Below are 21,616 nucleotides of genomic sequence, written 5' to 3'. Positions count from 1 at the left end.
GGAGACTTGCATGAACCTCACGCCTGAGTTTGAAGCGGTGTCTCGTCCCGCCACGCACTTTGTCTTTCTCGAGGCGCGCGGCCCATTCGCGGAAACCGCCGCGCCGCTGTGGAAGGCGCTGCCGCCGTTGCTTCCGGGCATTGAGCCGCCGGCGATACTCGAATTTCTCGGACTCAGCGGCATGGACAAGGAGAAGTCCGGCGATGAGGCGATGATCTACCAGGCAGGCGTGTCGCTGACCATGGAGCCCACGGGGCTTCCCGGCGCGATGAAGTATCGGCTGGTGCCTGCCGGACGCTACGCGCGCTTTGTGCTGACCGGCTCGTACACGCAGATCGGGCAGGCCTTCGATTTTGCCTTTAAAACACTGGGGGAGAAGCAGACCGCGCTGCGCCCGGAGTTCTGCGTCGAAAACTACCTCAACGATCCGCGGACGACACCCGAGGCCGAGCTGAAGACAGAGCTGCTGATTCCTATCGCCTGAGGCTGCTACGCGCAGGGCGAATCGCCTTCGGCCTCCGCTCCCTTTGGTCGCGATTTGGGATCTGTGGGGTGGATCGGAAACGGGTGCCCCATCCAAGCTCCGCTTGGGTGGGACGGTACAACTCTTCGTGACGCCTTCCTCCTGCTCTCCCACGTCTCAGAAGCGAGACGTGGGGCACCCGGCGACTACACCCTATCCCCTACACCCTATCCTCTCTTGTGTTGAAATGCTGCTATGCGCCGCCGGGACTTCCTCCGCCTTTCGCTCTCTGTTTCCGCCGCCACGGCTGTTTCTCCTTCGCTTTTTGCCGCTCCGGGGAATGGACGGACAAGCGCTCCGGGCAATGTGCGCCTCAGCCTCTCTCCGGACCGCTCTGCCGGTACGATCGGCCGGGATTTCACCGGGCTCAGCTATGAGAGCGCGCAGCTTGGCGATCCGGAGTTCTTTTCCGCGGACAACAAGGCGCTGGTCGGGCTCTTTCGGCGCCTGGGCGGGGCGGACGGAAGACAGTCCGGCGTGCTGCGCATCGGCGGGAATACCAGCGAGAACTCGCACTGGAAGGCCGACGGCCAAGCTGCGACGGATGCTGCCTCGGCTCCGGTGGGTCCGGATACGGGGAAGAAGCTGCCGCGGCTGACGGCAATCACGCCGCAGGCCATCGACAACCTGCACGGCTTTCTGGAGGCGACGGGCTGGGGGCTGATTTATGGTCTGAATCTCGCCACGGGGACGCCGGAGGTTGCGGCGGACGAGGCCGAGTATGTGTGGAAGAGCTGTGGGAAGCGGGTGATCGCATTCCAGATCGGCAACGAGGCCGATATCTTTCACCAGAATGGTTTGCGCAAGCCGGATTACGGTGAGCCGGAGTTTGCCGCCGAGTGGCAGAAGTATTTCGACGTTCTCCGCAAGCGGCTGCCGGAGGCTCGGTTTGCCGGGCCGGATACGGCATACCGCACCGACTGGATGCTGCCCTTCGCGCGGGCGTTCCAGAAGGACCTGGTCCTGCTGACCGAGCATTATTACGCCGAGGGTCCGCCGACCGATCCCTCGATGACCATTGACCGGCTGCTGGGGCCGAACTCCAAGCTCCAGGCCGAGCTGGCTACGGCGCAGCAGGCGCGCAAGGAGACGGGTGTGCCCTTCCGGCTGTCGGAGACGAACTCCTGCTACTCGGGCGGCAAGGAGGGCGTGAGCAATACCTTCGCCGCGGCGCTGTGGACGGCCGAGCTGATGTATCAGGTGGCGGCGACGGGCGGGGTGGGGATCAACTTCCACGGCGGCGGCTATGGCTGGTACACGCCGATTGCCGGCACGCGGGAAAAGGGGTTTTCGGTCCGTCCCGGCTACTACGGCATGCTGCTCTTTGCGCAGGCCGGCGCGGGCGAGCTGATCGAGACGAAGCTGGAGCCGGAGAGCCCGCTGGTTTCCGCGTACGGGCTGCGCGGCGAGGACGGCGCGGTCAAGGTGGTGCTTTTCAACAAATCGACGGATGCGGTGGAGATCGATCTCGATCTTGGGCGCAAGTCGAGCGGGCTGAATGCGTTGTATCTTACCGGGCCGTCGCTGGCGGCAACCGATGGCATGACGCTGGGCGGAGCGGCGGTAAGCGGCGACGGCGGCTGGGAGCCTTCGGCTCCGGAGGTTCTGCCGGTTCGCGGAAGACGCGCCGTGCTGACGCTGCCTGCCGCGTCGGCGATATTGGTGACGGCCGAGAGTTAGATCGTGTCCACATAGAGCCGTATTGGAATAGCGGGATGACAGGTCTGTGGATGTCGGGATGACCATGCGGTGGTAAGTTTTTTATTTTCAATGCTTCTCTATGTGGATACGGCCTGGCCAGGCATTGACTGCGTCGCTCCGGGTGGATACACCCCCTACTTTTCAGGTACTCCCGGAGATTCGTTCGATTCCGGCTCGGAACGGGGCAGCGGGTGGTTGCGTATCCTGCTTTGACCGAAAATGAAGAGCGGGCCGAACCTGGAACATCAGAATGCCAACAAGGGGCAGTCGTTTGCGGCGATACACCCCGGAGATGGACAGTGGAGACGGACAGTAGTGTCCAGTTGCGGACGCTGCTCGGCGGCGCATGGCGAGAGTGCGGGGCAGGCGGTTGTGCCGGAGCCGCGCGGGACGCGGATATGGGTGCATGTCTGAACGTGGCCATATACGGCCAGGGACGTGCTAACTGAAACGGGGGATCAGGAGTCCCTTCAACGCATGCTGAAGTTTGCTGAATTCCGCCTGGATGCCCGGAACGAGTGTGTGTGGCGCGGCGAGGAGATGCTCGCGCTGACGCCGCGCCCGTTTGCCGTGCTGCGCTACCTGGTGGAACATCCGCAGTGCCTTGTCACGCACGACGAGATGCTCGAGGCGCTGTGGCCGGAGACCTATGTGCAGCCGCAGGTGCTGCGCACGTACATTCTCGAGCTGCGCAAGCTGCTGGGCGACGACCCGGCCTGCCCGCGCTTCATCCAGACCGTGCCCAAGCGCGGCTATCGCTTTCTGGCCGCGGTGACCGAGGCCGAGGAGACGGCGGTCGCATCGGGCGGGCTCGTGGGCCGCGATGCCGAGCTGCGGCTGCTGGCCGAACACCTCAAGCGGGTGAAGAGCGGCGAGCGGAGCACCCTCATCCTTACCGGGGAGCCAGGCATCGGGAAGACGGCGCTGCTGGATGCCTTCTGCGCCGCGCAGGGCACGGACGACGGCCTGCGCGTGGCGCGCGGCCAGGCCATCGAGGGCTTTGCCGGCAAGGAGGCGCTCTACCCGGTTCACGAAGCGGTGAGCGAGATGTGCTCCGTGGATGAGGCGAAGGTGCGTCCCGCGCTGCAGGCCGCGGTGCGCGACGGCAGCGCGTCGGTGACCAGCCTCTGCGAGGCCTTTGAGACGCTCGCCGCGACGCGTCCGTTGCTGCTGATCTTCGAAGACATTCACTGGGCCGACCGCGCTTCGCTCGACCTGATCGGCGCGCTGGCCCGCCGCCGCTCGCGGGCGCGATTGCTGCTGGTGGTCAGCTACCGGCGCACCGATATCGATGCCAGGCACCCGCTGCGGCAGATGGAGCAGGACCTGCTCACCAACACGCGCGGCGCGGCGGGCAGCCGTATCCAGGAGGTGCGCCTGGGCCCGCTCGATAAGGAATCGGTGCGTGCCTACCTGCGCCGCCAGCTTGGCGCCGAGACGCTGCCGCCGGGGCTGACCAGCCTCGTCCATCAGCACTCGGCCGGCAATGCGCTCTTCATGACCGCGGTGCTCGATCATCTCAAGGGGCAGAATCTCTTTCGCCTCGAGGGCGCGGAGCTGAGCCTGCGCGTTCCTCTGGGCGAGATTGAGCTGGGCGTGCCGGAGGGTCTTGCCGGGTTGATCGAGTTCCAGCTGGAGAAGCTTTCGGAGGAAGATCGCCACCTGCTGGAGGCGGGCAGCGTCGCGGGCACGATCTTCCCGGCATGGGCCGTTTCGGCAGCGCTGGGACTGGCGCTCGAAGAGGTGGAAGAGAGCTTTGCGGAGCTGGTGCGGCGGGTGAAGCTGGTCAGCATCGCCGGTTACGACGAGCTTCCCGGTGGAGGCCAGTCGGCCTTTTATGTCTTTACGCATGCGCTCTATCGCGAGGTGCTGTATACGCGCCTGCCTGCTTCGCGGCGCGCGCAGTGGCATCGCCGCGTCGCCGACCGGCTGCGAACGATGTTCGCCGGCCAGGAAGAGAATGTGGCAGTCGAGATCGCTGCGCACGTGGAGGCGGGGAAGTGAATGGGGGATAGGGTTTAGGGGGTAGGGGGTAGAACCCCGGGTGCCCCACCCATGACAGGTTTTCCGTCATGGGTGGGTCTCACACAGACCTTCAAGCCGAGCCCTTCTCTCGTCTCCCCACACAAGCCAACCCGCCCGGATTTCATGCCGGGTACGAAAACTACACCCTACACCCTAACCCCTACACCCTTTTCTTATCCCTTGCCGGGGATCACGCCGAGGTCGGTCAATCCGTTGACGAAGAACTGCATGGCCAGCGCGACGAGCAGCAGGCCCATGATGCGGACCAGGATGCGGATGCCGGTTTCGCCGAGTACGCTGCGCACGCGGTCGGCTCCGCTCAGGATGGCGTAGCTGGCGGTCGCGGTGACGGCGATGGCGCCGAGGATGGCGAACATCTGCCATCGGGATGGAGCCTGCGCGACGAGCACCATGACGCTGGAGATCGCGCCCGGGCCGGCCAGCATGGGGATGCCCAGCGGCACGATGCCCGCGTCTTCCTTGTGGCTGGCCTCCTCGGTTTCGCCGGAGGACTCCTGCGTGGGCGAGCGCTTGGCCTCGAGCATGTCGATGCCGATGAGTAGCAGGATGAGGCCGCCGGCAATTTCAAAGGCCGGCAGCGTGATGCCGAACATCTTGAAGATGAGCTGGCCGGCCAGCGCAAAGGACGAAAGCACGATGAAGCAGGTGATGCAGCCCTTGCGCGCGATGGCCTTGCGCCGCTGCTTGTCCATGCCGGCGGTGATGGAGAGAAAGGTCGGCATGGCGGCAAAGGGATCGACCAGGAAGAAGATCGAACTCAGCGCCAACACGGAGAACTGCACGTAGGTCGAACGCAGCTCATGCATGGCCGCACTGGCGGGACCGAAAAACGTCAGCAGGATCGCCGGAAGATGTGCCATGGTCTCGCCAGTGTACCGGACTGGCCGCTGCTGCGCGGCGCTAACCGCGCGGCGTTTTGCTTCGCGTGGCGCTCCCCTTGGTCGCGATCCTTTGTTCTGGGAACCCATGTCTCAGAATCGAGACATGGGGCACCCGGGTTTGGTCGCGCTCTGGAGACATTGGGAATTATGCAGTGAAGGGGAAATAGGGTGCCCCATCCAAGCTCTGCTTGGGTGGGAGGTACAAACCTTCCGACGGTGGCCCAGGCAAAATCGCGACCAACGGGAGCGGGGGCCGAAGGCGAAAGGCCTGGACGGCCAGTCCCCCTGCGCGAAGCAGCAAAACTTCCGGGCGGTGTGAAAAGCTTTCCCTGTGGAGAAAGGTTGCCTGCTTTGCTTCTGATTTAAGCTATTTAAAATCAATGAATTAATGGATTCGTAGAGGATGGCATGCGAGTTGCCACTCTCTGTTCCGTGGTGCTGCTCGTTGTCGCCGCGTTTCGGGTTTCCGGCCTTGCCGGACAGGCTGCAGCGGAGGCAGGCCACGGGAAAGCAGGAAGACCTCTCTTGACGAACGAATCCCTACCTGAGGAAGAAATGCTGGAAACCTCAGAATCGCCTGCGCTTCGGGGCGCGATTTCGGGCGCGATTCTGCTGGCCGGCGAAAACCTGCATACGATGGAGCCGATCTGCGCGCATCTTGGCGCACAGGGGCTGGTTGTGGATTGCGTGCAGGGCTTTGCCGCATCGATTGAGCACTGGCAGGAGCATCGGCATGCGGTGGTGCTGCTGGATGTTCCGTCGGCCACGGCCGTGGAGTCGGCAGTGGCTACCGCGGTGGCGATCAAACGCCGCGATCCCAGGCAGTTTGTGGGCTATCTGGCCGATGCGGCGCTGCATACCAGCGGGCTCGCGGGCGACGGCATCTTTCCCCGCAACGCACGGCAGCTCCCCGGCCTGCTGGCCGCCAGCCTTTAACTGCTGCGCGGGACTGGCCGTCCAGGCCTTTCGCCTTCGGCCCCCGCTCCCTTTGGTCGGCGCTACCCGCGCGGCCTTTTGCTTCGCGTGGCGCTCCCGCTGGTCGCGATCTTGCCTGGTGGCCCATGCAAGCCTTCTGTTGGCTTGAGTGGGGCGGCAACAAAGGCGATTCACCACAGAGGACACAGAGAGCACAGAGGGATTTGTGCGTCTGCGCGCATCCCTTTCGCGCCAGGACGCAAAGAACGCAAAGTTTCGCAAAGGCATTCCAGAACGGGAAAGTGGGTGCCCCATGTCTCGCTTCTGAGACATGGGTTCGCAGGATGAACGCGTCACGAAGGTTCACGCCGTCCCACCCAAGCGGAGCTTGGATGGGGCACCCGTTTCCGTCTCCACCGCGTAGAACCTGAATCGCGACCAGCGGGAGCGGGTGCCGAAGGCAATTCGCCCGGACGGCCAGTCCCGCGACCAAAGGGAGCGCCACGCGAAGCGATTCGCCGGACGCGCAGTCCCCTGCGCGAAGCAGCGGCCAGTCCCAGCGGATATAATTTCCTGTTAAGGAAAAAGGAGCACGAGCGCGCATGCCTATTCAGCCCACCAGCAAGATCTGGCACAACGGCAACCTCATCCCCTGGGAGAAAGCCAACATCCACGTTATGAGCCACGTGGTCCACTATGGCTCGTCGGTATTCGAGGGCATCCGCTGCTATGGACAGCCCCAGGGCGCAGCGGTTTTCCGCCTGCCGGAGCACATGCAGCGCCTGATCGACTCGGCGAAGGTATACCGCATGCCGCTGCCGTATTCGCTTGACCAGCTTTCGACCGCGGTCGTCGACCTGATCGAGGCCAACGGTGTTGCGCCGTGCTACATCCGTCCCATCGCCTTCCGCGGCTATGGTGAGATCGGTGTGAACCCGAAGCACTCGCCGGTCGAGGTGTACATGGCGAACTTCCCGTGGGGCAAGTATGTGAACGCCGAGGCTGCCGATGTCTGCGTCTCGTCGTGGAACCGCCTGGCGCCGAACACCATGCCCTCGCTGGCCAAGGCCGGCGGCAATTACATGAACTCGCAGCTGATCCGCATGGAAGCCGATGTGAACGGCTACATGGAAGGCATCGCGCTGGATGTGAACGGCTATCTCTCCGAAGGCTCGGGCGAGAACCTGTTCATCGTGCGCAACGGCGTGCTGTACACCACGCCGCTGGCGAACTCGGTGCTGGCCGGTATTACGCGCGACTCAATCCTGACGCTGGCGCGCCACTTCGGTATTCCGGTGGTGGAGCAGGCCATGCCGCGTGAGCTGCTCTATCTTGCCGACGAGGTCTTCTTTACCGGCACTGCGGCTGAAGTGACGCCGATCCGCTCGGTGGACCGCATTCAGGTGGCCGATGGCAACATCGGGCCGATCACCAAGCAGCTCTCGGAGGAGTTCTTCGGGATTGCGAACGGCCTGCGTCCGGACCGCTACGGCTGGCTCACGCCGGTGAATGTAAGCACGGAGCAGCCGGTTACGGCCTAACTGCTGCGCTCAGGGCGGGACTGGCCGTCCAGGCCTTTCGCTTCGCGTGGCGCTCCCTTGGGTCGCGATCCTTTGTTCTGCGAACCCACGTCTCAACATCGAGACGTGGGGCACCCGGCAGCCGGTTTCGGCATAACGTCACTGTTATGGTTACAAATGAAAAGCCCGGCGCAAGCCGGGCTTTTTGCTGCGCGCAGGCCGAATCGCCTTTGCCCCCTGCTCTCTTGGGCCGCGATTGGGCATGGGTGAGCTATAGAGGGAACCGCAGGTCCCTCCACTGCGCTCGCCCTTCCGGCTTCGCTTCGGTCGGGATGACAGGGTTTGGGGGATTTCAATGGCGATTGGGGTATTCGGATTTCCGTTCTCGATATAATGGAAATGCGTTCCGTTTCGTGATTTCATCCGGTGCGCATAGCCGGGTTCTGTCTGCCCTTCCGTGAGTTCGACCGGGATGAGGCTGCGCGAGGAGATACCGGCTCCAATCTCTGGATCAGGGTGCCCTTTTGATGAGCTTTCGCCGCATCGTTTTTGCCGTAGTGGCCGTGCTTTTGGTCGCGCTGCCGGCGCGTCCGGCCGATGTATCGCCGAGTCCTGTTTCTGTCTCTGCTTCGGCGGGTGAGGTTTATCGCCTGCGCCTGTATCACCTGCACACCGGTGAGCATCTGGACGTGGTCTATCGCATCGGCAATGCGTATCTGCCCGCTGCGGTCGCGCAGCTCGATCACTTTCTCCGCGATCACCGCACCGGCGACGTGAAGGACTATGACGTGAAGGAGTTCGACCTGCTGCACGACCTGCTGGCGAAGCTGCACGATCCGAACGGCGAGATCGATATTGTCTGCGGCTATCGCACGCCGTGGAGCAACAACTATCTCCGCACGCACGGCGGCGGCGTGGCCGAGCACAGCCAGCACATGGAGGCCAAGGCCATCGATATCCGCGTGCCCGGCGTGCCTACGACGGAAGTCCGCAACGCAGCGCTGTCCATGGCCCGCGGCGGCGTGGGCTACTATCCGGTCTCGAACTTCGTGCACGTGGATGTGGGACCGGTGCGCCACTGGCAGTACCGATAAAGCTGCTGCGCGCAGGGTGACTCGCCTTCGGCTGCTTCGCGCAGGGCGAATTGCCTTCGGCCTCCGCTCCCTTTGGTCGCGGTGACTGCCCGTCACGGGCGATTGCGCTTCGCGCCTCCGCTCCCGTTGGTCGCGATTTGGAATCTGTGGGGTGGATTGGAAACGGGTGCCCCATCCAAGCTCCGCTTGGGTGGGACGGTACAAATCTTCGCGACGCCTTCCTCCTGCTCTCCCACATCTCAGAATCGAGATGTGGGGCACCCGGCGGTGGTGCGAATCCCTCTGTGCTCTCTGTGTCCTCTGTGGTGAATGGCTTTTGTGCCGCCCCACTCAAGCCAGCTTCGGGCTTGAATGGGCCACCGTTCTGTTCTTTTGGACATGTGTGAGACCCCCATGCGCGAAATCACTTCACATGTGCATGGAATTACGGTGCGGCCGTGGTGGTGGCGTGCACGGTTTTGATGCTCTCGGAGGGGTAGGGCGTGCCTTTGGCGAGCACGTCGTTGAGCTCCTTGTCGTGGCCGTAGATGTCGGCGAAGAAGTGGACCGAGTTGTCGTCTTCGACGACGGCGGTGACGTAGAGGATCAGCACCGGAATGGGTTTGGCGAGCAGCACGGTTTTGTTGTCCGGACCGGACTGCATGGCGTCTTTGACCGCATCGAGGGTCCAGTTCTGCTGCTGGCCGGGCTGTAGCTGGTTGCGCAGCAGGTAGGCGGCCAGCTCGGCCGGCTGGGAGACGCGCACGCAGCCGTGGCTGAAGTCGCGGCGGGTCTCGCCGAAGAGCTGCTGTGCGGGCGTGGAGTGCAGGTAGACGTTGTCCTCGTTGGGGAAGATGAACTTGATGAGGCCGAGCGAGTTTTTTGGACCGGGCTTCTGGCGCACCATCAGGCGGCCCGCCTTGAGGCCGGCCAGCGTGGCGTCGCTGACCGCGCCGCTGCTGACCACGGTGCCCTTGCTGTCGGTGATCTCGAAGCCCTTCTGGTCGATGTAATTCCGGTTCTTCAGGATGGAGGGGATGATCTCCTTGTGCACGATGCTGGGAGGCACGTTCCAGTAGGGCCGGAAGACGATGTACCGCATGCTCTTGGCGAAGACCGGCGTCTGCGTGCGTACGGCCTTGCCGACGACGACGTTCATCTGCAGCGCCACCTGCTGGGCGTGATCCGCGTCATTGGGTCCGAAGGCGCGGAGGACGAACTCGGGGATGTTAACGACGATCGGCGGCTCGTCGAAGTCGGGCGGGAGCCAGCGCCAGCGCTCGAGCGCGTCTTCGAGCTGGACGACGCGGGCGGCGAGCGGCACGTTGAGGGCGTCGACGGTCTCCTTGCCGAGCTTGCCGGACGCCTCGATCCCGTGGCGGGCCTGGAAGTGCTTCACGGCATCGACAAGCGAGGCATCGTAGACGGTTGGGCTTACGGCTGTTGCTGATTCGGGTAGATCGCCGAGCAGATGCAGGCGGTCGGCGAGCTGAGCCGAGCCGGTGTATGCATCGCCGGCGGAAAGGGGCCTGGCTGTGCCGGGGACTTTGGCTCCGTCGCCCTGTGCGGCCAGGTCCTCATAGTGGACGAGCGCGGTTTCAGTGCGCTGGTAGCCGTCGAAGTCGGGCTCGACGCCTTCGAGCACATCCTTGATGCTGGCCGCGTGGATCACCTTGGTGGTGAGCAGCTCGGGCAGATCGTACTTCTTGGCTTCGATGTCGATGCCGAAGTTGAAGTGCGCCGGAGCGACGCGGCCGATGTGCAGGTCGGAGATGAGGCGCATGGTGCTGACGGTCATCGCCGCATCGAAGTCGGCGATGGCCTGCGGGGTGGGATGGGCTTTGAGTGCGGCGAGGCGCGCGGGCCAGCGCGAGGCGTCGTACTCCTCGGGGTCGAGGCCCTTCTTCTGGATATCGCCGATGGCCGCGATGAGGCCGAGGGCCTGCGGCGAGGGTGCGCCGTTGACCAGCCACATGGGCGTGAAGTTCGTCAGGCCGTAGGCGCGTTCGACGTGCTGCTGGTAGTCGCGAAAATCCGGGTAGCGGAGGCTGCTGAGCCGGCCCGCGTCGGCGATGGTGTGCAGCTGCGCGGCGATGGCGCCGGCGTCGAGGGTGGCCGGCAGCGGCTGGCCCTCGGCCGGCTTGGTCGCGAACTTCTTATCCCGCTTGCGGTGGAGCAGCTGGCGGAGCGAGAGCTTCTCCCTGGGTGCCTGCTGCTGGGAGTGGCATCCGGAGAGGATCAGAAGGCTAAGGGCGCCGACCGCCGCCGTCCGGTGGAGGACCGGGTAGAAACGGCTGCTGGCTGGTCGCGAGGACCTTTGGGGAGGGTGGGGGCTGGGGTGGCTCATCCGCTTGCGCTGGGCTCCTTCGGCTTCTGGCTGCTGCTCAGGCTAAAGGCTAACCGCCTTTCGCCCAAAACAAAACTGCTGCGGGGCGCTACCCGCGCGGCTTTTCGCCTTCGGCCTCCGCTCCCTTTGGTCGCGAGCTTGCCGGGTGGCCCATTCAAGCCTTCTGTTGGCTTGAGTGGGGCGGCACAAAAGTCATTCACCACAGAGGACACAGAGAGCACAGAGGGTTCCGTACCTCCCGCCCAGGCAAAGCTTGGACGGGGCACCCCTGTTCGTTTTCACCGCAAAGACGCAAAGCACGCAAAGAATCTTCTGAAGAGAAAATCAAGGGTGCCCCATGTCTCGATTCTGAGACATGGGTTCCCAGATCAAAAGATCGCGGCCGAAGGGAGCGGGGGCCGAAGGCGAAAAGCCGTGACGGCCAGTCACCGCGGAGCAGCTAGAAGGGCATTCTGGCGGTGAAGACGAGGCCGTGGTCGTAGGAGTGGAAGCTCGAGGTGGCGATCTGCATGCCCGCGCCCATGGTCAGGCCGATGCGGTGATGCAGCGGGAAGCGGCCGACGATGCCGGGGGTGACGAAGTTCTGCATTTTTCCGTCGTTGTCCCCGGCGTGATACCAGGTGGAGTTGAACTCGACCTCGGGCCACCAGTGCGGGTTGGCCTTCCACTGCAGGGCGTTGTTCCAGAGCACGGGGCGGCCGATCTTTTCGCCGTTGGCGACGGGCAGCGTGGTGCCGATGGTGGACTGGATATCGAATTTGCCGATGCCCTTGCCGGCGGCGAGGGTGGGCGAGACGCTGGCGTCCGTGGACCCGTTGGAGTAGCTGCCGGTGGGGAGGGAGCCGCCGACGAAGGCGGTGAGGATGTAGTTGTGCTTCTCCTCGTTCGAGGCCAGGAAGCGGTACTTGAGCAGGAAGCTGACGTCGCCGAAGCCGTCCTTGGTCTTGATGCTGGGGCTGTTGTGCTGGATGTAGGGCGGAACGTTGAAGATGAGCTCGATGTGGCGGGTGGGAATGAGTTCGAGGCCCTTGCCGTTGCCATAGTTCCAGGTGTCGAGATGGGTGGGCGTGACCTGGCGCACGAAGTCGGTGCGGAACTCCTGCTCGAGGCGCGGGGTGACGGTGACCAGCGGCGTGACCCAGTGCGGCTGCTCGGCCTGGGTGCTGTTGACGCGCGCCTGCCAGTGGTCGAGGAAGCTATCCTGCGCGTGCAGCGCGGAGGCTGCGGCGGCCAGGATGCCGAACAGGGTGAGGGTACGGGTAAGAGAACGGTGCATCGGGGCGCTCCAGAAGAAAAAGAATAGGTTTTTATACGAATAAAACAGACAACTACACTCTATATCCGATGAATTCGGTTGCCGAGTATCGGAAGGCATACCCCTTCGTGTCTTTCTGCGGGTACTTGCGCTCGAATCATCTACTCTGAAGCGTGAGCCTGCGACTTCTGCGTGTTCTTCTGCCTGCGGCCGCCCTGCTGGGCGGTGCGACGATCTCCTTTGCTGCTGCCGCGCCGGTTGCGGACGGAGGAGGCCGCCATGCGGGGCTGACGGTTCCTCTCTGCGGGAAACAGATCGTTTTGACCGCCAGCTATCTGGCGCCGTCGAAGCCGGGTGAGGGGACGGGGTTTCTGTTTCATCTGGAGAACGGCACCGCGGAGCCGATTGTGCTGGCCGAGCCGGCGCCGACCAGCGCGCACTGGTATGCGAAGGTCGGGAGCCGCTGGCTGTGGCGCGCCTCGAGCGGGTCGGGCGGCGCGCTGGTGAACGCGATCGACGAGCGCGGGCCGCTCTTTGCCTACCGGCCGGCGAAGGCTCCGGAGAATGCGAAGTATCTGACCGTGCCGGCGCATGGCAGCCAGGAGTGGGTGGCGCGCGAGGAGGATAATCCGGCGCTGGCCTACCGGCCCTCGTGCGAGAAGTGCAACAATCCCGGCGAGCATGAGTATCGTGCTGTCTTTGCTTACGCTTACCTGCCCGCGCCGGGCGAAACGGAGCCGCACCTGCTGACCTGCGGGCTGCGGTCGCCGCAGGTGATCATGCCTCCGCAGTGGGACAGGCACTGAGGACTGGCCGCTGCTGCGCGGCGCTACCCGCGCGGCCTTTCGCCTTCGGCTGCTTCGCGCAGGGCGGATCGCCTTCGGCCTCCCGCTCCCGCTGGTCGCGCTTTGGGATCTGTGGGGTGGATCGGAAACGGGTGCCCCATCCAAGCTCCGCTTGGGTGGGACGGTACAACTCTTCGTGACGCGTTTATCCTGCGAACCCACGTCTCAGAAGCGAGACGTGGGGCACCCGGGTCGTTCTTCTGAAGAGTCTTTGCGGTCTTTGCGCTGAACAGGGATGTTTGGCAGAGTATGGAACCCTCTGTGCTCTCTGTGTCCTCTGTGGTGAATGGGTTTGTGCTGGAAATGCGAATTTCCGTGGTGGCAGCGTCCCGGGTGCGGGGATTGCCGTCTGACTCAAAAGACACGGGCAACGGATTTCCGGCTGCCCGGGTTCAGAGCAACATTGGAGGAACACGCCATGCGTCACCCACTTCCGAAACTCGTACTCGCCGGCCTGCTTGCACTGGGCTGTATCGGCGGCGCCGCTTATGCACAGGATATGCCGCCGGATGGTCCAGCACCGGGGCAGGACGGGGGACCACCACCGGGCGGCATGCATCGCGGCATGATGAACCCCGATGAGCAGCTGAAGCACATGACCAAGAGCCTGGAGTTGACCTCGGATCAGCAGGCGCAGATCAAGCCGATTCTTGTGGCCCAGCAGCAGCAGATGGAAGCGGTGCGCGGCGATCAGTCGCTCTCGCGCGAAGACCGGATGGCGAAGATGAAGTCCATCCGCGACGACTCGAAGACGAAGATCGAAGCCGCGCTGAACGACCAGCAGAAGCAGAAGTATGAAGCCGAGGAAGCCGCGCGCATGCAGCGGATGCACAACGGCGGCGGCCCTCCGCCTCCGCCGCAGGGCGACGCGCAGCCCCAGTAATCCTGCTTCGCGCAGGGCGAATCGCCTTCGGCCTCCGCTCCCGTTGGTCGGCGCTACCCGCGCGGCCTTTTGCTTCGCGTGGCGCTACCGCTGGTCGCGATCTTGCCTGGTGCCCACCCATGAGCGTTTTTCGTCATGGGTGGGTCTCCGAAGAACTTGGAAGGAAGCCAGGAGAGAGAAAAGACGGGTGGCCCATGCAAGCCTGAAGTTGGCTTGAGTGGAGCGGAACAAAGGCGATTCACCACCGAGGACACAGAGAGCACAGAGGGAGTCGTGCGTCTGCACGCATCCCGTTCGCGCCAGGACGCAAAGCACGCAAAGTTCCGCAAAGGCATTCCAGAACGGGAAAGCGGGTGCCCCATGTCTCGCTTCTGAGACATGGGTTCGCAGGAGGAGCGCGTCACGAAGGTTCATCCCGCCCCACACAAGCCAGCTTCAGGCTTGCATGGGCGACCATGCCTATCTCTTTAAAACAGCAGCTCCATGAAGATATTCGCGCGGGCGTAGGGCGAGGGGACGGCCGGCGGCGGCAGGTGGCGGAAGCCGAGCTGCTCGTAGAGATGCACGGCGTCGGCGACATGGTGGCTCGATTCGAGATAGAGCCTGCGCGCGCCCATGCGGCGTCCCTGCGCAATCGTGTAGGCGAGCAGCTTCCGTCCCAGGCCGCGTCCGCGCGCCGATTCGCTGACGGTCATCTTGGCCAGCTCGTACTCGTTTTCTCCGATGGGAATCAGCGCGCAGCAGCCGACGACTTCGCCGTCGAGTTCGGCGACGCAGATCTCGCCGCCTCTCTCGAGAATGGCTTCGCGGGGATGGTCGAGAACCTTGTGGTCGGCGTCTTCGAGGACGAAGAGGCGGCTGATCCAGGCCTCGTTGAGATGCTTGAAGGGCTGCTCGTCACCAGGCTGAAAGGTGCGGAAGACGAGCGATGGGTCCGCCTGTTCGGAGTGCGAGGCGGTATTCGATTCGGGGTACATGCATTCCGTCTTCATGGTTTCAATCTAGGATGATGGAGTACGCATGTCCAATATCCTGTTGGGAAGGATTGAGACGTTTTCGATATGGATCTTTCTTCGATTGAATTGCGCCATCTGCGCTATTTTGTTGCCGTGGCGGAGGAGTTGCACTTCGGCCGCGCCGCGCAGCGTCTGCACATCGCGCAGCCTCCGCTCTCGCAGCAGATTCGCCGCCTCGAGGAGATGCTGGGCTGCACGCTCTTCCTGCGCACCTCGCGCGAGGTGCGGCTGACGGCCGCGGGTGAAGAGCTGCTGGAGCGCAGCCGCCAGACGCTGCGCAAGATCGGCGACGACTGCACGGCGGCGCTGCGCATCGGGCGCGGCGAGGCGGGTGTGCTGCGCGTGGGCTTTATCGGATCGGGCATGCTGACGGCGCTGCCGCGCATGCTGGGCCGCTATCGCAGGCTCTATCCGGAAGTGGATCTGCAACTGCGTGAGTTCTCGACCTCGGGGCTGGTGCAGGAATTGCGCAACGGCACGGTGGACGTGGGTTTTCTGCGCGATGCGGGGCCGGTCGAGGAGCTGCACATCGAGCCGGTGTTCACGGAGCCGTTTGTGGCCGCGGTGGCGAAGCGGCATCGGCTCGCAGAGCAGAAATCCATCTCGCCGCGCAGCCTGCGGGATGAGCCGTTCGTGCTCTTCTCGCGCTCGTATGGCGACGTGGCGTGGCGGCGCACGGTAGCTCTCTGCGAGGCGCACGGTTATCTGCCGAATGTGGTGCAGGAAGCGCCGCAGTGGCTGACGATCCTGAGCCTGGTGGGCGCGGGGCTGGGCGTGACGATCGCGCCGGCGTGCGTGGAGCGGCTGCGCGTAGCGAACACGGTGTGTCTGCGCCTGCGCGAGAAGCATCACAGCACAAGCCTGGAGCTGGCCTATCGCGATACGGAGAAGCGGCCGATCGTGCTGGCCTTCGCCGCGCTGGCGCGGGAGATCTTTAAGAAGGGGATAGGGGGTAGGGGGTAGGGTGTAGTTGCGGGACTGGCCGTCCGGGCGATTGCGCTTCGCGCCTCCGCTCCCTTTGGTCGCGGCGCTACCCGCGCGGCCTTTTGCTTCGCGTGGCGCTCCCTTTGGTCGCGAGGACTGGCCGTCCGGGCGAATCGCTTCGCGTGGCGCTCCCTTTGGTCGCGACTTGGGGTTCTTTACGGTGGGGACGAAAAGGGGTGCCCCGTCCAAGCTTGCTTGGGCGGGAGGGAGCGGACCTTCGTGATGCCGGCATTCTGCGAACCCACATCTCGAACAGAACGAGATGTGGGGCACCCGGATTTGTGCGGAATGGGAAGAGAACCGCAGGTCCCTCGACTCGCTTTGCTCGCTCCGGATGACAAATGGAAGAAATAGGTTTGGGAAACATGGGTTCTTCGGAGACCCACCCATGACGAACAACTGTCATGGATGGGCACCCGGATTTTACGATCTATCTGAGCCCTGAGCCCTGAGCCCTGAGCCCTGAGCCCTGAGCCCTGAGCCCTACTTCACCTGCTGGGCTTCGGCGTGGAATCGTTGATAGTGATCGTCGGAGAAGGAGACGTCGGCGCGGTAGCCGAGGAAGCCGATGGCGTGAGCGACGAGGTGCGCCTGGCCGTCGGTGGGCAGCCACAGGCCCTGCTCCTTTGCCCCGGGATTGACCAGCTTCTGGTCGAAGACGAAGCTGCTGCCCTTGCCGATGGAAAAGAGGCCGAAGCCCATGTGGAAGTTGTCGTCGAAGTGGGCTTCGAGGCGGCGGACCTGGCGATCCTGCTCGTCAACCCAGAGGGTTCCGGCGAGCTTCTTTGAGGCATCTTCGGCGCGGCCGTGGGTTTTGGCGTGCGGGTTGCCGGTGAAGTCGAAGCGGATGGTCGGACGGTTGTCGAGCAGCTCGCGGCGCGGGTTGGAGACCTGCATGATCTCGAGCAGGCGGGTGACGGAGATGTTGTCGCCGTTGATGGGCTGGCCGGGCGGCGTGTTCTCGGCCTTCTCGACGTCCTTCATGACGCGGTCCTGCTCCTTCTTGGCTTCGCCCGGTGAGAGATCCTTGCCGTCCTTGCGCACGAGGCGGTCGATGCGGTGGGCGTGGACGTAGAAGACCTCGTTCTCCTCGGTCTCGGTCTTCTTGATCGAGCCGTCCTTGTTGAGGGTGCGGGTGATGGTGATCTCGCGATAGGTGTAGTTTTCGCGCGTCTCATCCATCTGGCGCTGGCGTGCTTCGACCTGGCTCATCAACGTGGGGACGTCGGGCAGGGGCGCGGGCTGCTGCCCGCGCGCCGCGGCAGCAAAGGCAAGGGCGCAGAGCTGGAGAGCGAAGACGCGAGACTGCGGAATGGCCATAGCGACAGTGTAAGTCGATGCGCAAGAGGGGAGCAGCCCTGTGCCTGCGCCGGGGCGTCATTCGTGATAGCCGAGAGCGGCGACGGCCTGAGGGCCTGATCGCTCTCGCAACTGCTCGAGATAAAGACTGGCGGGTTCGACCGGATGGCCGGAGGATTCGATGATGCCTCGCGGCAGCATCGGGCCTGGCGATGCATCGAATACGGGCATCGGCGCGTCCTCCTGCTGGCCCGTATCGCCGATCGACCAGTTCAACGCGCCAGGAGGATTCTGAACCGTAATGCTGCCGGCCGTGCTGTTCCAGAGCACGGACCAGCCCAGTGTCCAGCCCTGGCCGCTGCCCATATCGCCGCGGTTTCTCAAATTCATATCGCCATCCGGCACCTCGCAGTTGTCGACCAGGAAGCCGGTGGACCATCGTTGATGCCCCTCGATCTTTCCGCTACCGGAAAATCGGCAATGCAGAACAACGACAGGCCCCTCGGAGCGGGATTGCGTGCCGACGTAGGTCACGCGGTCTCCTCTGCCGGTGCAGCGGTCGAGCAGGATCTGCGAGCCGCTTACGCGAAAGTCGAATGGCTGCGCATGGCTGGTTACGGTGGAGTCCTGCTGTACATCGACGCCGAGGATGGTCAGCCGTTCGGCGCGCGTATCGATGCGCACGGAGTTGGTTGTGTCGACGAAGGCGACATAACGCAGCCAGGAGTCCACTACGTTGTCCATGCCGATGCCATCGAACTCCGCATCGACGCGGTATGCGATGCGGCGATCGGGAGCCAGGATCTGCAGGCTTTCTACGCCAACGCCGGCGATGCGTCCGGCTACCTCCACGCGTGTGACCGAGGCCTGACGGGAGGCGTAGAAGCGGGCATCGAAGGAATCGGTGAGCGGCACCTGCAGGCGTATGGTGTTGCCTTTCACCGCGGCGACACGGCGCAGAACGCGAATGTCGTTCTTCACCCACGTTTCCGGCTTTCCCTCCCGCTGCATATGATCCATGCCCATGAAGTGCACCCATGCGGGCGTCACCGGCTTGACGATCTCAAGCCAGTCGCCTGCATGGATGGCCGAAGCATCGGCAACGTGGATGGTTGCCGCGCCCGCAGGCACATATCTGTCTGTGAGCCACGTCGGTTGTCCCAGCGTGCGTTGTTGAAACTCGCCCTGGATGGAGATGGCGAGATGGGGCGCGCCCGTCATCTCGAGAACCGACGCAGTGCTCCCGATCGCAGCCGTGCCGCGCAGGACGACACCGGAGGCATGCATATGCAGCGTGCCCAGGAGATAAAAATGCCCCGGCGCGAGCTCGACTGCTCCGCGCTCGCCATGCGCATCCAGAGGCAGCCGCGCTACCTTGTCCAGAGCCTCCTGGATGGTGGACGTATCGTCGGCGCTCCCTGTGGGCGAAACCTTCACCCGCGTTTTTACGAACGGCAGCGCCATGCCGCCGCCGCGATATCCGGCGGAAGAAAAATCCGGAATGCGGTCTCCGCGCGCTGTCGTCTGGTAGATCAGCCTGCCCTTTGCGCCGATATGCGCCCACGAGGATTGTGCGCCGGCTGCCGATCCCGGCAGCGGGACCAGGAGTGCGGATGCCGGGATGGCGGCTACAGCGAGGCGCCGGATGATCGAGGCTGTTCTGCGCGCGAGCATGGATTCCGATTTGCTTCTGAGCACGCCGGGGGCCATTGCGCATTGCCGCGATGGGCATGGCCATATGCCGTGAGCCGAAAGCTCCGCATGCACTTGCAGCGTCCGCGCTTGAACAGCGGTGTTCGGCCACGGACGGAGATTGTGATACTCCATGCGTGGTCTTGCATTACGATGCTGGCAAAGGAACCTGACCGCTGCATCTCGATCTGGTCCAGAGAAATGTTCAAGAGGAGTGTTTCAGAGGAGATCGCAGGGCAGGAGGGAAGCGACGGCCGACCGCTTCCGTGCATCTGAGCAGGCGAAGTCCCGGATCGTTGTTTTTCCGGGGCTGTCCCTGTGGGCTATTCCAGGGGAGAAGCTCTCCTCTGACGAAAGGGTTTACGAACTATGGTCCGTCTGCTTCTGCGCTGGCTGCTCCAAGCGGTGGCGCTGCTGATTGTGGCCTGGCTGGTGCCAGGCTTTCTGGTGCACAACCTGGCCTCGGCGCTGATTGCGGCGCTGGTGATCGGCCTGCTCAATGCCACGCTGGGAACGCTGCTCAAGCTGATCACGCTGCCGCTCGGCATCCTGACGCTGGGGCTGTTCTTCCTGGTGATTAACGCGATCATCCTGGAGCTGGCCAGCGGACTGGTGCCGGGCTTCCACGTAGCCAGCTTCGGCGCAGCGTTTATCGGAGCCATCGTGCTGGCGCTGCTCCACATGCTCTTCGAAGCGATCGCCGACTAAGGAGGACTGGCCGTCCAGGCCTTTCGCCTTCGGCACCCGCTCCCGTTGGTCGCGATTTGGGATATTCGGAATAGAGACGGAAATGGGTGCCCCATCCAAGCTCGGCTTGGGGGGACGGCGTGAACCTTCGTGACGCGTTCATCCTGCGAACCCATGTCTCAGAAGCGAGACATGGGGCACCCGGGTCGTTCTTCTGAAAAGTCTTTGCGGGCTTTGCGGAACTTGGCGTTCCTGGCGCGAACCGGGGTGTTGGCAGGGGTACGGAATTCCCGGTCGCAGCCTGCTTTGAGATTCTTCGGAGACCCGGTTTGTTCCCTACATAAGCCAGCTTGAGGCTTGCATGGGTCACCCGGCCAGATCGCGACCAAAGGGAGCGGGGGGCCGAAGGCGATCCGCCCTGCGCGCAGCAGCGGCTAGTCCAAAAAAAGAAGGCCGGGGACTCCCATCCCGGCCTTTTCCATTACCCACTTGTGAGCGCCGGGGCAGCGGCGCTGGAAATCGTGAAGGCTACTGCGCCTTCTGGGCGGCGGGCAGCGGCGAGCGGGGCACGGCGATGGCTCCCGGCTGCGCGGCGGTATCGGCTGCGGCCTTGTGGATGGCGCGGGCGCGGCCATGCAGCGGCGCGGCTACCGGCCTGGGCGCTTCGATGGACTTGTCGACCGTCTGCATGCCGGTGGAGGCTGCGGGGCGGGCGGCAACGGTGCCCTCCGGCGCGACCGGCAGCAGGTGCCGCGAGTGGGTGACCGAGCCGGCGATGATGACCAGCGCGGCGCAGGCTCCGGCTCCGGAGAACAGGACGGTGCGGCGCAGCGAAAACCATGAGGTGCGGGCCGGCTCCGTCGCCGTGGCCAGATGGGCCGCGATGCGGGATTCGAAGCCCTGGCGGGGCGTTGCCGAGCCGAGCCGCGTGAGCGCGGCGTCGATGCGGGCCTGCATGACAGGGTCGAGGCCTGCGGAATCGAGATCAGGGCGGTGCGGGACATTGGGGTTCATCGCGCGATTCCCTCCTTTGCGAGCAAATGACCGAGCTCGCGGCGGGCGCGGAAGATGCGCGAGCGCACGGAGGACTCGGTGGTGCCGAGAATGGTGGCGATTTCGTTGGTCGCCAGCTCTTCGACGGCAGAGAGCAGCAGCGCCTGGCGTTCCTTGCCGGGCAGCTGGTCGATCAGGGCCAGGATGCGGTTGTGCTCCTGGGAGGAGATCAGGTCATCGTCGGCGCGGCGGTCGCCTGTGGGGAGCACGCGGGCGTAGTCGGCGATGTCGTCGTTCTCCGGACGGGTTTTGGCGCGGCGTTTGCGGTCGAGGACGATGTTCCAGATGATGCGGACCAGCCACACGCGGAGATCGCGGATCTCGGACAGCTTTTCGCGATGGCGGAGTACGCGCAGGAAGGCTTCCTGGACGGCGTCCTCGGCTTCGGCGGCATTGCGCACGACCGAATAGGCGACGCGGTACAGGGTGGTCGAATACTCGGCCACAAGGGCGGTGATTGTTTCGCTGGAATCCAAAGGTTCAACCGTCGTTCGAGACGGAGCCATCCAGCCGGCCAGGTGTCCGGTAACCGTGCTCATGCCAACTCCATGCTCGAAAGACGGAGCATACCTGCTTTGCGCTCGGGAAATCCATGGCGGTTTCGGGGGAGTGGTTTCTCCGGGCGGACGCTGGCTCCCTCGCATGCATGGGAAGCGGCAAAAGGCAACAGTACTTTCGTACTGATTCCCTTCCGTTTTCTGTGACACGAGGGAGAGGGGATTCTCGCGGAAATCCCATGAGACGGATAGATAGGTCGTTCGCTGAGGTCAGGTCGTACCGGGCTCCCAAATTCAGCAAGAGGTGAGCATGTGCCACGATTCAGAGACGTTTCAGTGATGTCTGCCTTGCTTCTGTCCTCCCTGGCGGCGTTCGGCCAGTCAACTCCAACCTGTTCC

General features: G+C 63.9%; 18 protein-coding genes. 10 read left to right on the top strand and 8 right to left on the bottom strand.

All coding sequences use genetic code 11. The features are described from left to right. Positions 1 to 10 precede the first annotated feature (10 nt). From ESZ00_RS17485 to ESZ00_RS17475, 3 genes are all read left to right on the top strand, one after another. Entirely contained in the window at positions 11 to 484 is a 474-nt protein-coding gene (locus ESZ00_RS17485; protein WP_164981590.1) for a GyrI-like domain-containing protein, read from the top strand. Positions 485 to 718: 234 nt separating this feature from the next. Continuing rightward, positions 719 to 2,203, top strand: coding sequence for a glycosyl hydrolase family 79 C-terminal domain-containing protein (locus tag ESZ00_RS17480; RefSeq protein WP_129209680.1), 1,485 nt, complete (start codon positions 719 to 721; stop codon positions 2,201 to 2,203). A gap of 498 nt (positions 2,204 to 2,701) precedes the next feature. Then, positions 2,702 to 4,228: an ATP-binding protein gene (locus ESZ00_RS17475; protein ID WP_129209679.1), complete on the top strand. Its 1,527-nt coding sequence runs from the start codon at positions 2,702 to 2,704 to the stop codon at positions 4,226 to 4,228. Positions 4,229 to 4,422: 194 nt separating this feature from the next. On the opposite strand, the gene ESZ00_RS17470 is transcribed toward ESZ00_RS17475, so the two are convergent. Further along, positions 4,423 to 5,130 carry a MarC family protein gene (locus ESZ00_RS17470; RefSeq protein WP_129209678.1) on the bottom strand — a complete coding sequence of 236 codons (708 nt, stop codon included), beginning with the start codon at positions 5,128 to 5,130 and terminating at the stop codon, positions 4,423 to 4,425. Between the two features lie 576 nt (positions 5,131 to 5,706). On the opposite strand from ESZ00_RS17470, the gene ESZ00_RS17465 reads away from it, so the two are divergent. From ESZ00_RS17465 to ESZ00_RS17455, 3 genes are all read left to right on the top strand, one after another. Further along, complete coding sequence (locus tag ESZ00_RS17465) at positions 5,707 to 6,087, top strand: hypothetical protein (protein WP_129209677.1); 381 nt, start codon at positions 5,707 to 5,709, stop codon at positions 6,085 to 6,087. A 581-nt stretch (positions 6,088 to 6,668) separates the two neighbouring features. Further along, entirely contained in the window at positions 6,669 to 7,607 is a 939-nt protein-coding gene (locus ESZ00_RS17460; protein WP_129209676.1) for a branched-chain amino acid transaminase, read from the top strand. A 506-nt stretch (positions 7,608 to 8,113) separates the two neighbouring features. Then, positions 8,114 to 8,680 (top strand): YcbK family protein, encoded by a 567-nt coding sequence (locus ESZ00_RS17455; RefSeq protein ID WP_129209675.1) that lies wholly within the window; start codon positions 8,114 to 8,116, stop codon positions 8,678 to 8,680. A 424-nt stretch (positions 8,681 to 9,104) separates the two neighbouring features. On the opposite strand, the gene ESZ00_RS17450 is transcribed toward ESZ00_RS17455, so the two are convergent. After that, positions 9,105 to 11,006, bottom strand: a complete 1,902-nt coding sequence (locus tag ESZ00_RS17450) for a L,D-transpeptidase family protein (RefSeq protein ID WP_129209674.1) — start codon at positions 11,004 to 11,006, stop codon at positions 9,105 to 9,107. A 439-nt stretch (positions 11,007 to 11,445) separates the two neighbouring features. Next, entirely contained in the window at positions 11,446 to 12,282 is an 837-nt protein-coding gene (locus tag ESZ00_RS17445; protein ID WP_164981589.1) for a hypothetical protein, read from the bottom strand. Between the two features lie 152 nt (positions 12,283 to 12,434). On the opposite strand from ESZ00_RS17445, the gene ESZ00_RS17440 reads away from it, so the two are divergent. Continuing rightward, positions 12,435 to 13,067: a hypothetical protein gene (locus ESZ00_RS17440; protein WP_129209672.1), complete on the top strand. Its 633-nt coding sequence runs from the start codon at positions 12,435 to 12,437 to the stop codon at positions 13,065 to 13,067. A gap of 457 nt (positions 13,068 to 13,524) precedes the next feature. After that, positions 13,525 to 13,989 (top strand): hypothetical protein, encoded by a 465-nt coding sequence (locus ESZ00_RS17435; protein ID WP_129209671.1) that lies wholly within the window; start codon positions 13,525 to 13,527, stop codon positions 13,987 to 13,989. A 467-nt stretch (positions 13,990 to 14,456) separates the two neighbouring features. Here the strand turns inward: ESZ00_RS17435 and ESZ00_RS17430 are convergent, their stop codons facing one another. Next, on the bottom strand, positions 14,457 to 14,981 hold the full coding sequence (locus ESZ00_RS17430; RefSeq protein WP_229741145.1) for a GNAT family N-acetyltransferase: 525 nt from the start codon (positions 14,979 to 14,981) through the stop codon (positions 14,457 to 14,459). Between the two features lie 69 nt (positions 14,982 to 15,050). Between ESZ00_RS17430 and ESZ00_RS17425 the strand changes: the two genes are divergently transcribed. After that, entirely contained in the window at positions 15,051 to 15,968 is a 918-nt protein-coding gene (locus ESZ00_RS17425; RefSeq protein ID WP_129209670.1) for a LysR family transcriptional regulator, read from the top strand. Between the two features lie 504 nt (positions 15,969 to 16,472). Here ESZ00_RS17425 and ESZ00_RS17420 read toward each other — a convergent pair. Both ESZ00_RS17420 and ESZ00_RS17415 read right to left on the bottom strand, forming a co-directional pair. Continuing rightward, positions 16,473 to 17,309 (bottom strand): hypothetical protein, encoded by an 837-nt coding sequence (locus tag ESZ00_RS17420; RefSeq protein ID WP_129209669.1) that lies wholly within the window; start codon positions 17,307 to 17,309, stop codon positions 16,473 to 16,475. A 57-nt stretch (positions 17,310 to 17,366) separates the two neighbouring features. Next, positions 17,367 to 18,962, bottom strand: coding sequence for a hypothetical protein (locus tag ESZ00_RS17415; RefSeq protein ID WP_129209668.1), 1,596 nt, complete (start codon positions 18,960 to 18,962; stop codon positions 17,367 to 17,369). 387 nt (positions 18,963 to 19,349) lie between these two features. On the opposite strand from ESZ00_RS17415, the gene ESZ00_RS17410 reads away from it, so the two are divergent. Next, positions 19,350 to 19,688 carry a phage holin family protein gene (locus ESZ00_RS17410; RefSeq protein WP_129209667.1) on the top strand — a complete coding sequence of 113 codons (339 nt, stop codon included), beginning with the start codon at positions 19,350 to 19,352 and terminating at the stop codon, positions 19,686 to 19,688. A 507-nt stretch (positions 19,689 to 20,195) separates the two neighbouring features. Here the strand turns inward: ESZ00_RS17410 and ESZ00_RS17405 are convergent. Both ESZ00_RS17405 and ESZ00_RS17400 read right to left on the bottom strand, forming a co-directional pair. Next, a complete protein-coding gene (locus tag ESZ00_RS17405) occupies positions 20,196 to 20,681 on the bottom strand; it encodes a hypothetical protein (protein ID WP_129209666.1) in 486 nt (161 codons plus the stop codon). Beyond that, positions 20,678 to 21,259 (bottom strand): RNA polymerase sigma factor, encoded by a 582-nt coding sequence (locus ESZ00_RS17400; RefSeq protein ID WP_164981588.1) that lies wholly within the window; start codon positions 21,257 to 21,259, stop codon positions 20,678 to 20,680. Before ESZ00_RS17400 ends, ESZ00_RS17405 begins: the two co-directional genes overlap by 4 nt. Between the last annotated feature and the right edge of the window lie 357 nt (positions 21,260 to 21,616).

The sequence above is a fragment of the Silvibacterium dinghuense genome (assembly GCF_004123295.1).
Taxonomy (GTDB): Bacteria; Acidobacteriota; Terriglobia; order Terriglobales; family Acidobacteriaceae; genus Silvibacterium; species Silvibacterium dinghuense.
This window is presented reverse-complemented; position numbering and strand designations above follow the sequence as displayed.

Excerpts from the sequence above, each read along its gene's own strand:
- ESZ00_RS17400 (WP_164981588.1), bottom strand. The coding sequence starts at position 21,259 with ATGAGCACGGTTACCGGACACCTGGCCGGCTGGATGGCTCCGTCTCGA.
- ESZ00_RS17460 (WP_129209676.1), top strand. The coding sequence starts at position 6,669 with ATGCCTATTCAGCCCACCAGCAAGATCTGGCACAACGGCAACCTCATC.
- ESZ00_RS17405 (WP_129209666.1), bottom strand. The coding sequence starts at position 20,681 with ATGAACCCCAATGTCCCGCACCGCCCTGATCTCGATTCCGCAGGCCTC.
- ESZ00_RS17455 (WP_129209675.1), top strand. The coding sequence starts at position 8,114 with ATGAGCTTTCGCCGCATCGTTTTTGCCGTAGTGGCCGTGCTTTTGGTC.
- ESZ00_RS17475 (WP_129209679.1), top strand. The coding sequence starts at position 2,702 with ATGCTGAAGTTTGCTGAATTCCGCCTGGATGCCCGGAACGAGTGTGTG.
- ESZ00_RS17470 (WP_129209678.1), bottom strand. The coding sequence starts at position 5,130 with ATGGCACATCTTCCGGCGATCCTGCTGACGTTTTTCGGTCCCGCCAGT.
- ESZ00_RS17485 (WP_164981590.1), top strand. The coding sequence starts at position 11 with ATGAACCTCACGCCTGAGTTTGAAGCGGTGTCTCGTCCCGCCACGCAC.
- ESZ00_RS17420 (WP_129209669.1), bottom strand. The coding sequence starts at position 17,309 with ATGGCCATTCCGCAGTCTCGCGTCTTCGCTCTCCAGCTCTGCGCCCTT.
- ESZ00_RS17445 (WP_164981589.1), bottom strand. The coding sequence starts at position 12,282 with ATGCACCGTTCTCTTACCCGTACCCTCACCCTGTTCGGCATCCTGGCC.
- ESZ00_RS17410 (WP_129209667.1), top strand. The coding sequence starts at position 19,350 with ATGGTCCGTCTGCTTCTGCGCTGGCTGCTCCAAGCGGTGGCGCTGCTG.
- ESZ00_RS17425 (WP_129209670.1), top strand. The coding sequence starts at position 15,051 with ATGGATCTTTCTTCGATTGAATTGCGCCATCTGCGCTATTTTGTTGCC.
- ESZ00_RS17430 (WP_229741145.1), bottom strand. The coding sequence starts at position 14,981 with ATGAAGACGGAATGCATGTACCCCGAATCGAATACCGCCTCGCACTCC.
- ESZ00_RS17450 (WP_129209674.1), bottom strand. The coding sequence starts at position 11,006 with ATGAGCCACCCCAGCCCCCACCCTCCCCAAAGGTCCTCGCGACCAGCC.
- ESZ00_RS17480 (WP_129209680.1), top strand. The coding sequence starts at position 719 with ATGCGCCGCCGGGACTTCCTCCGCCTTTCGCTCTCTGTTTCCGCCGCC.
- ESZ00_RS17415 (WP_129209668.1), bottom strand. The coding sequence starts at position 18,962 with ATGCTCGCGCGCAGAACAGCCTCGATCATCCGGCGCCTCGCTGTAGCC.
- ESZ00_RS17465 (WP_129209677.1), top strand. The coding sequence starts at position 5,707 with ATGCTGGAAACCTCAGAATCGCCTGCGCTTCGGGGCGCGATTTCGGGC.
- ESZ00_RS17435 (WP_129209671.1), top strand. The coding sequence starts at position 13,525 with ATGCGTCACCCACTTCCGAAACTCGTACTCGCCGGCCTGCTTGCACTG.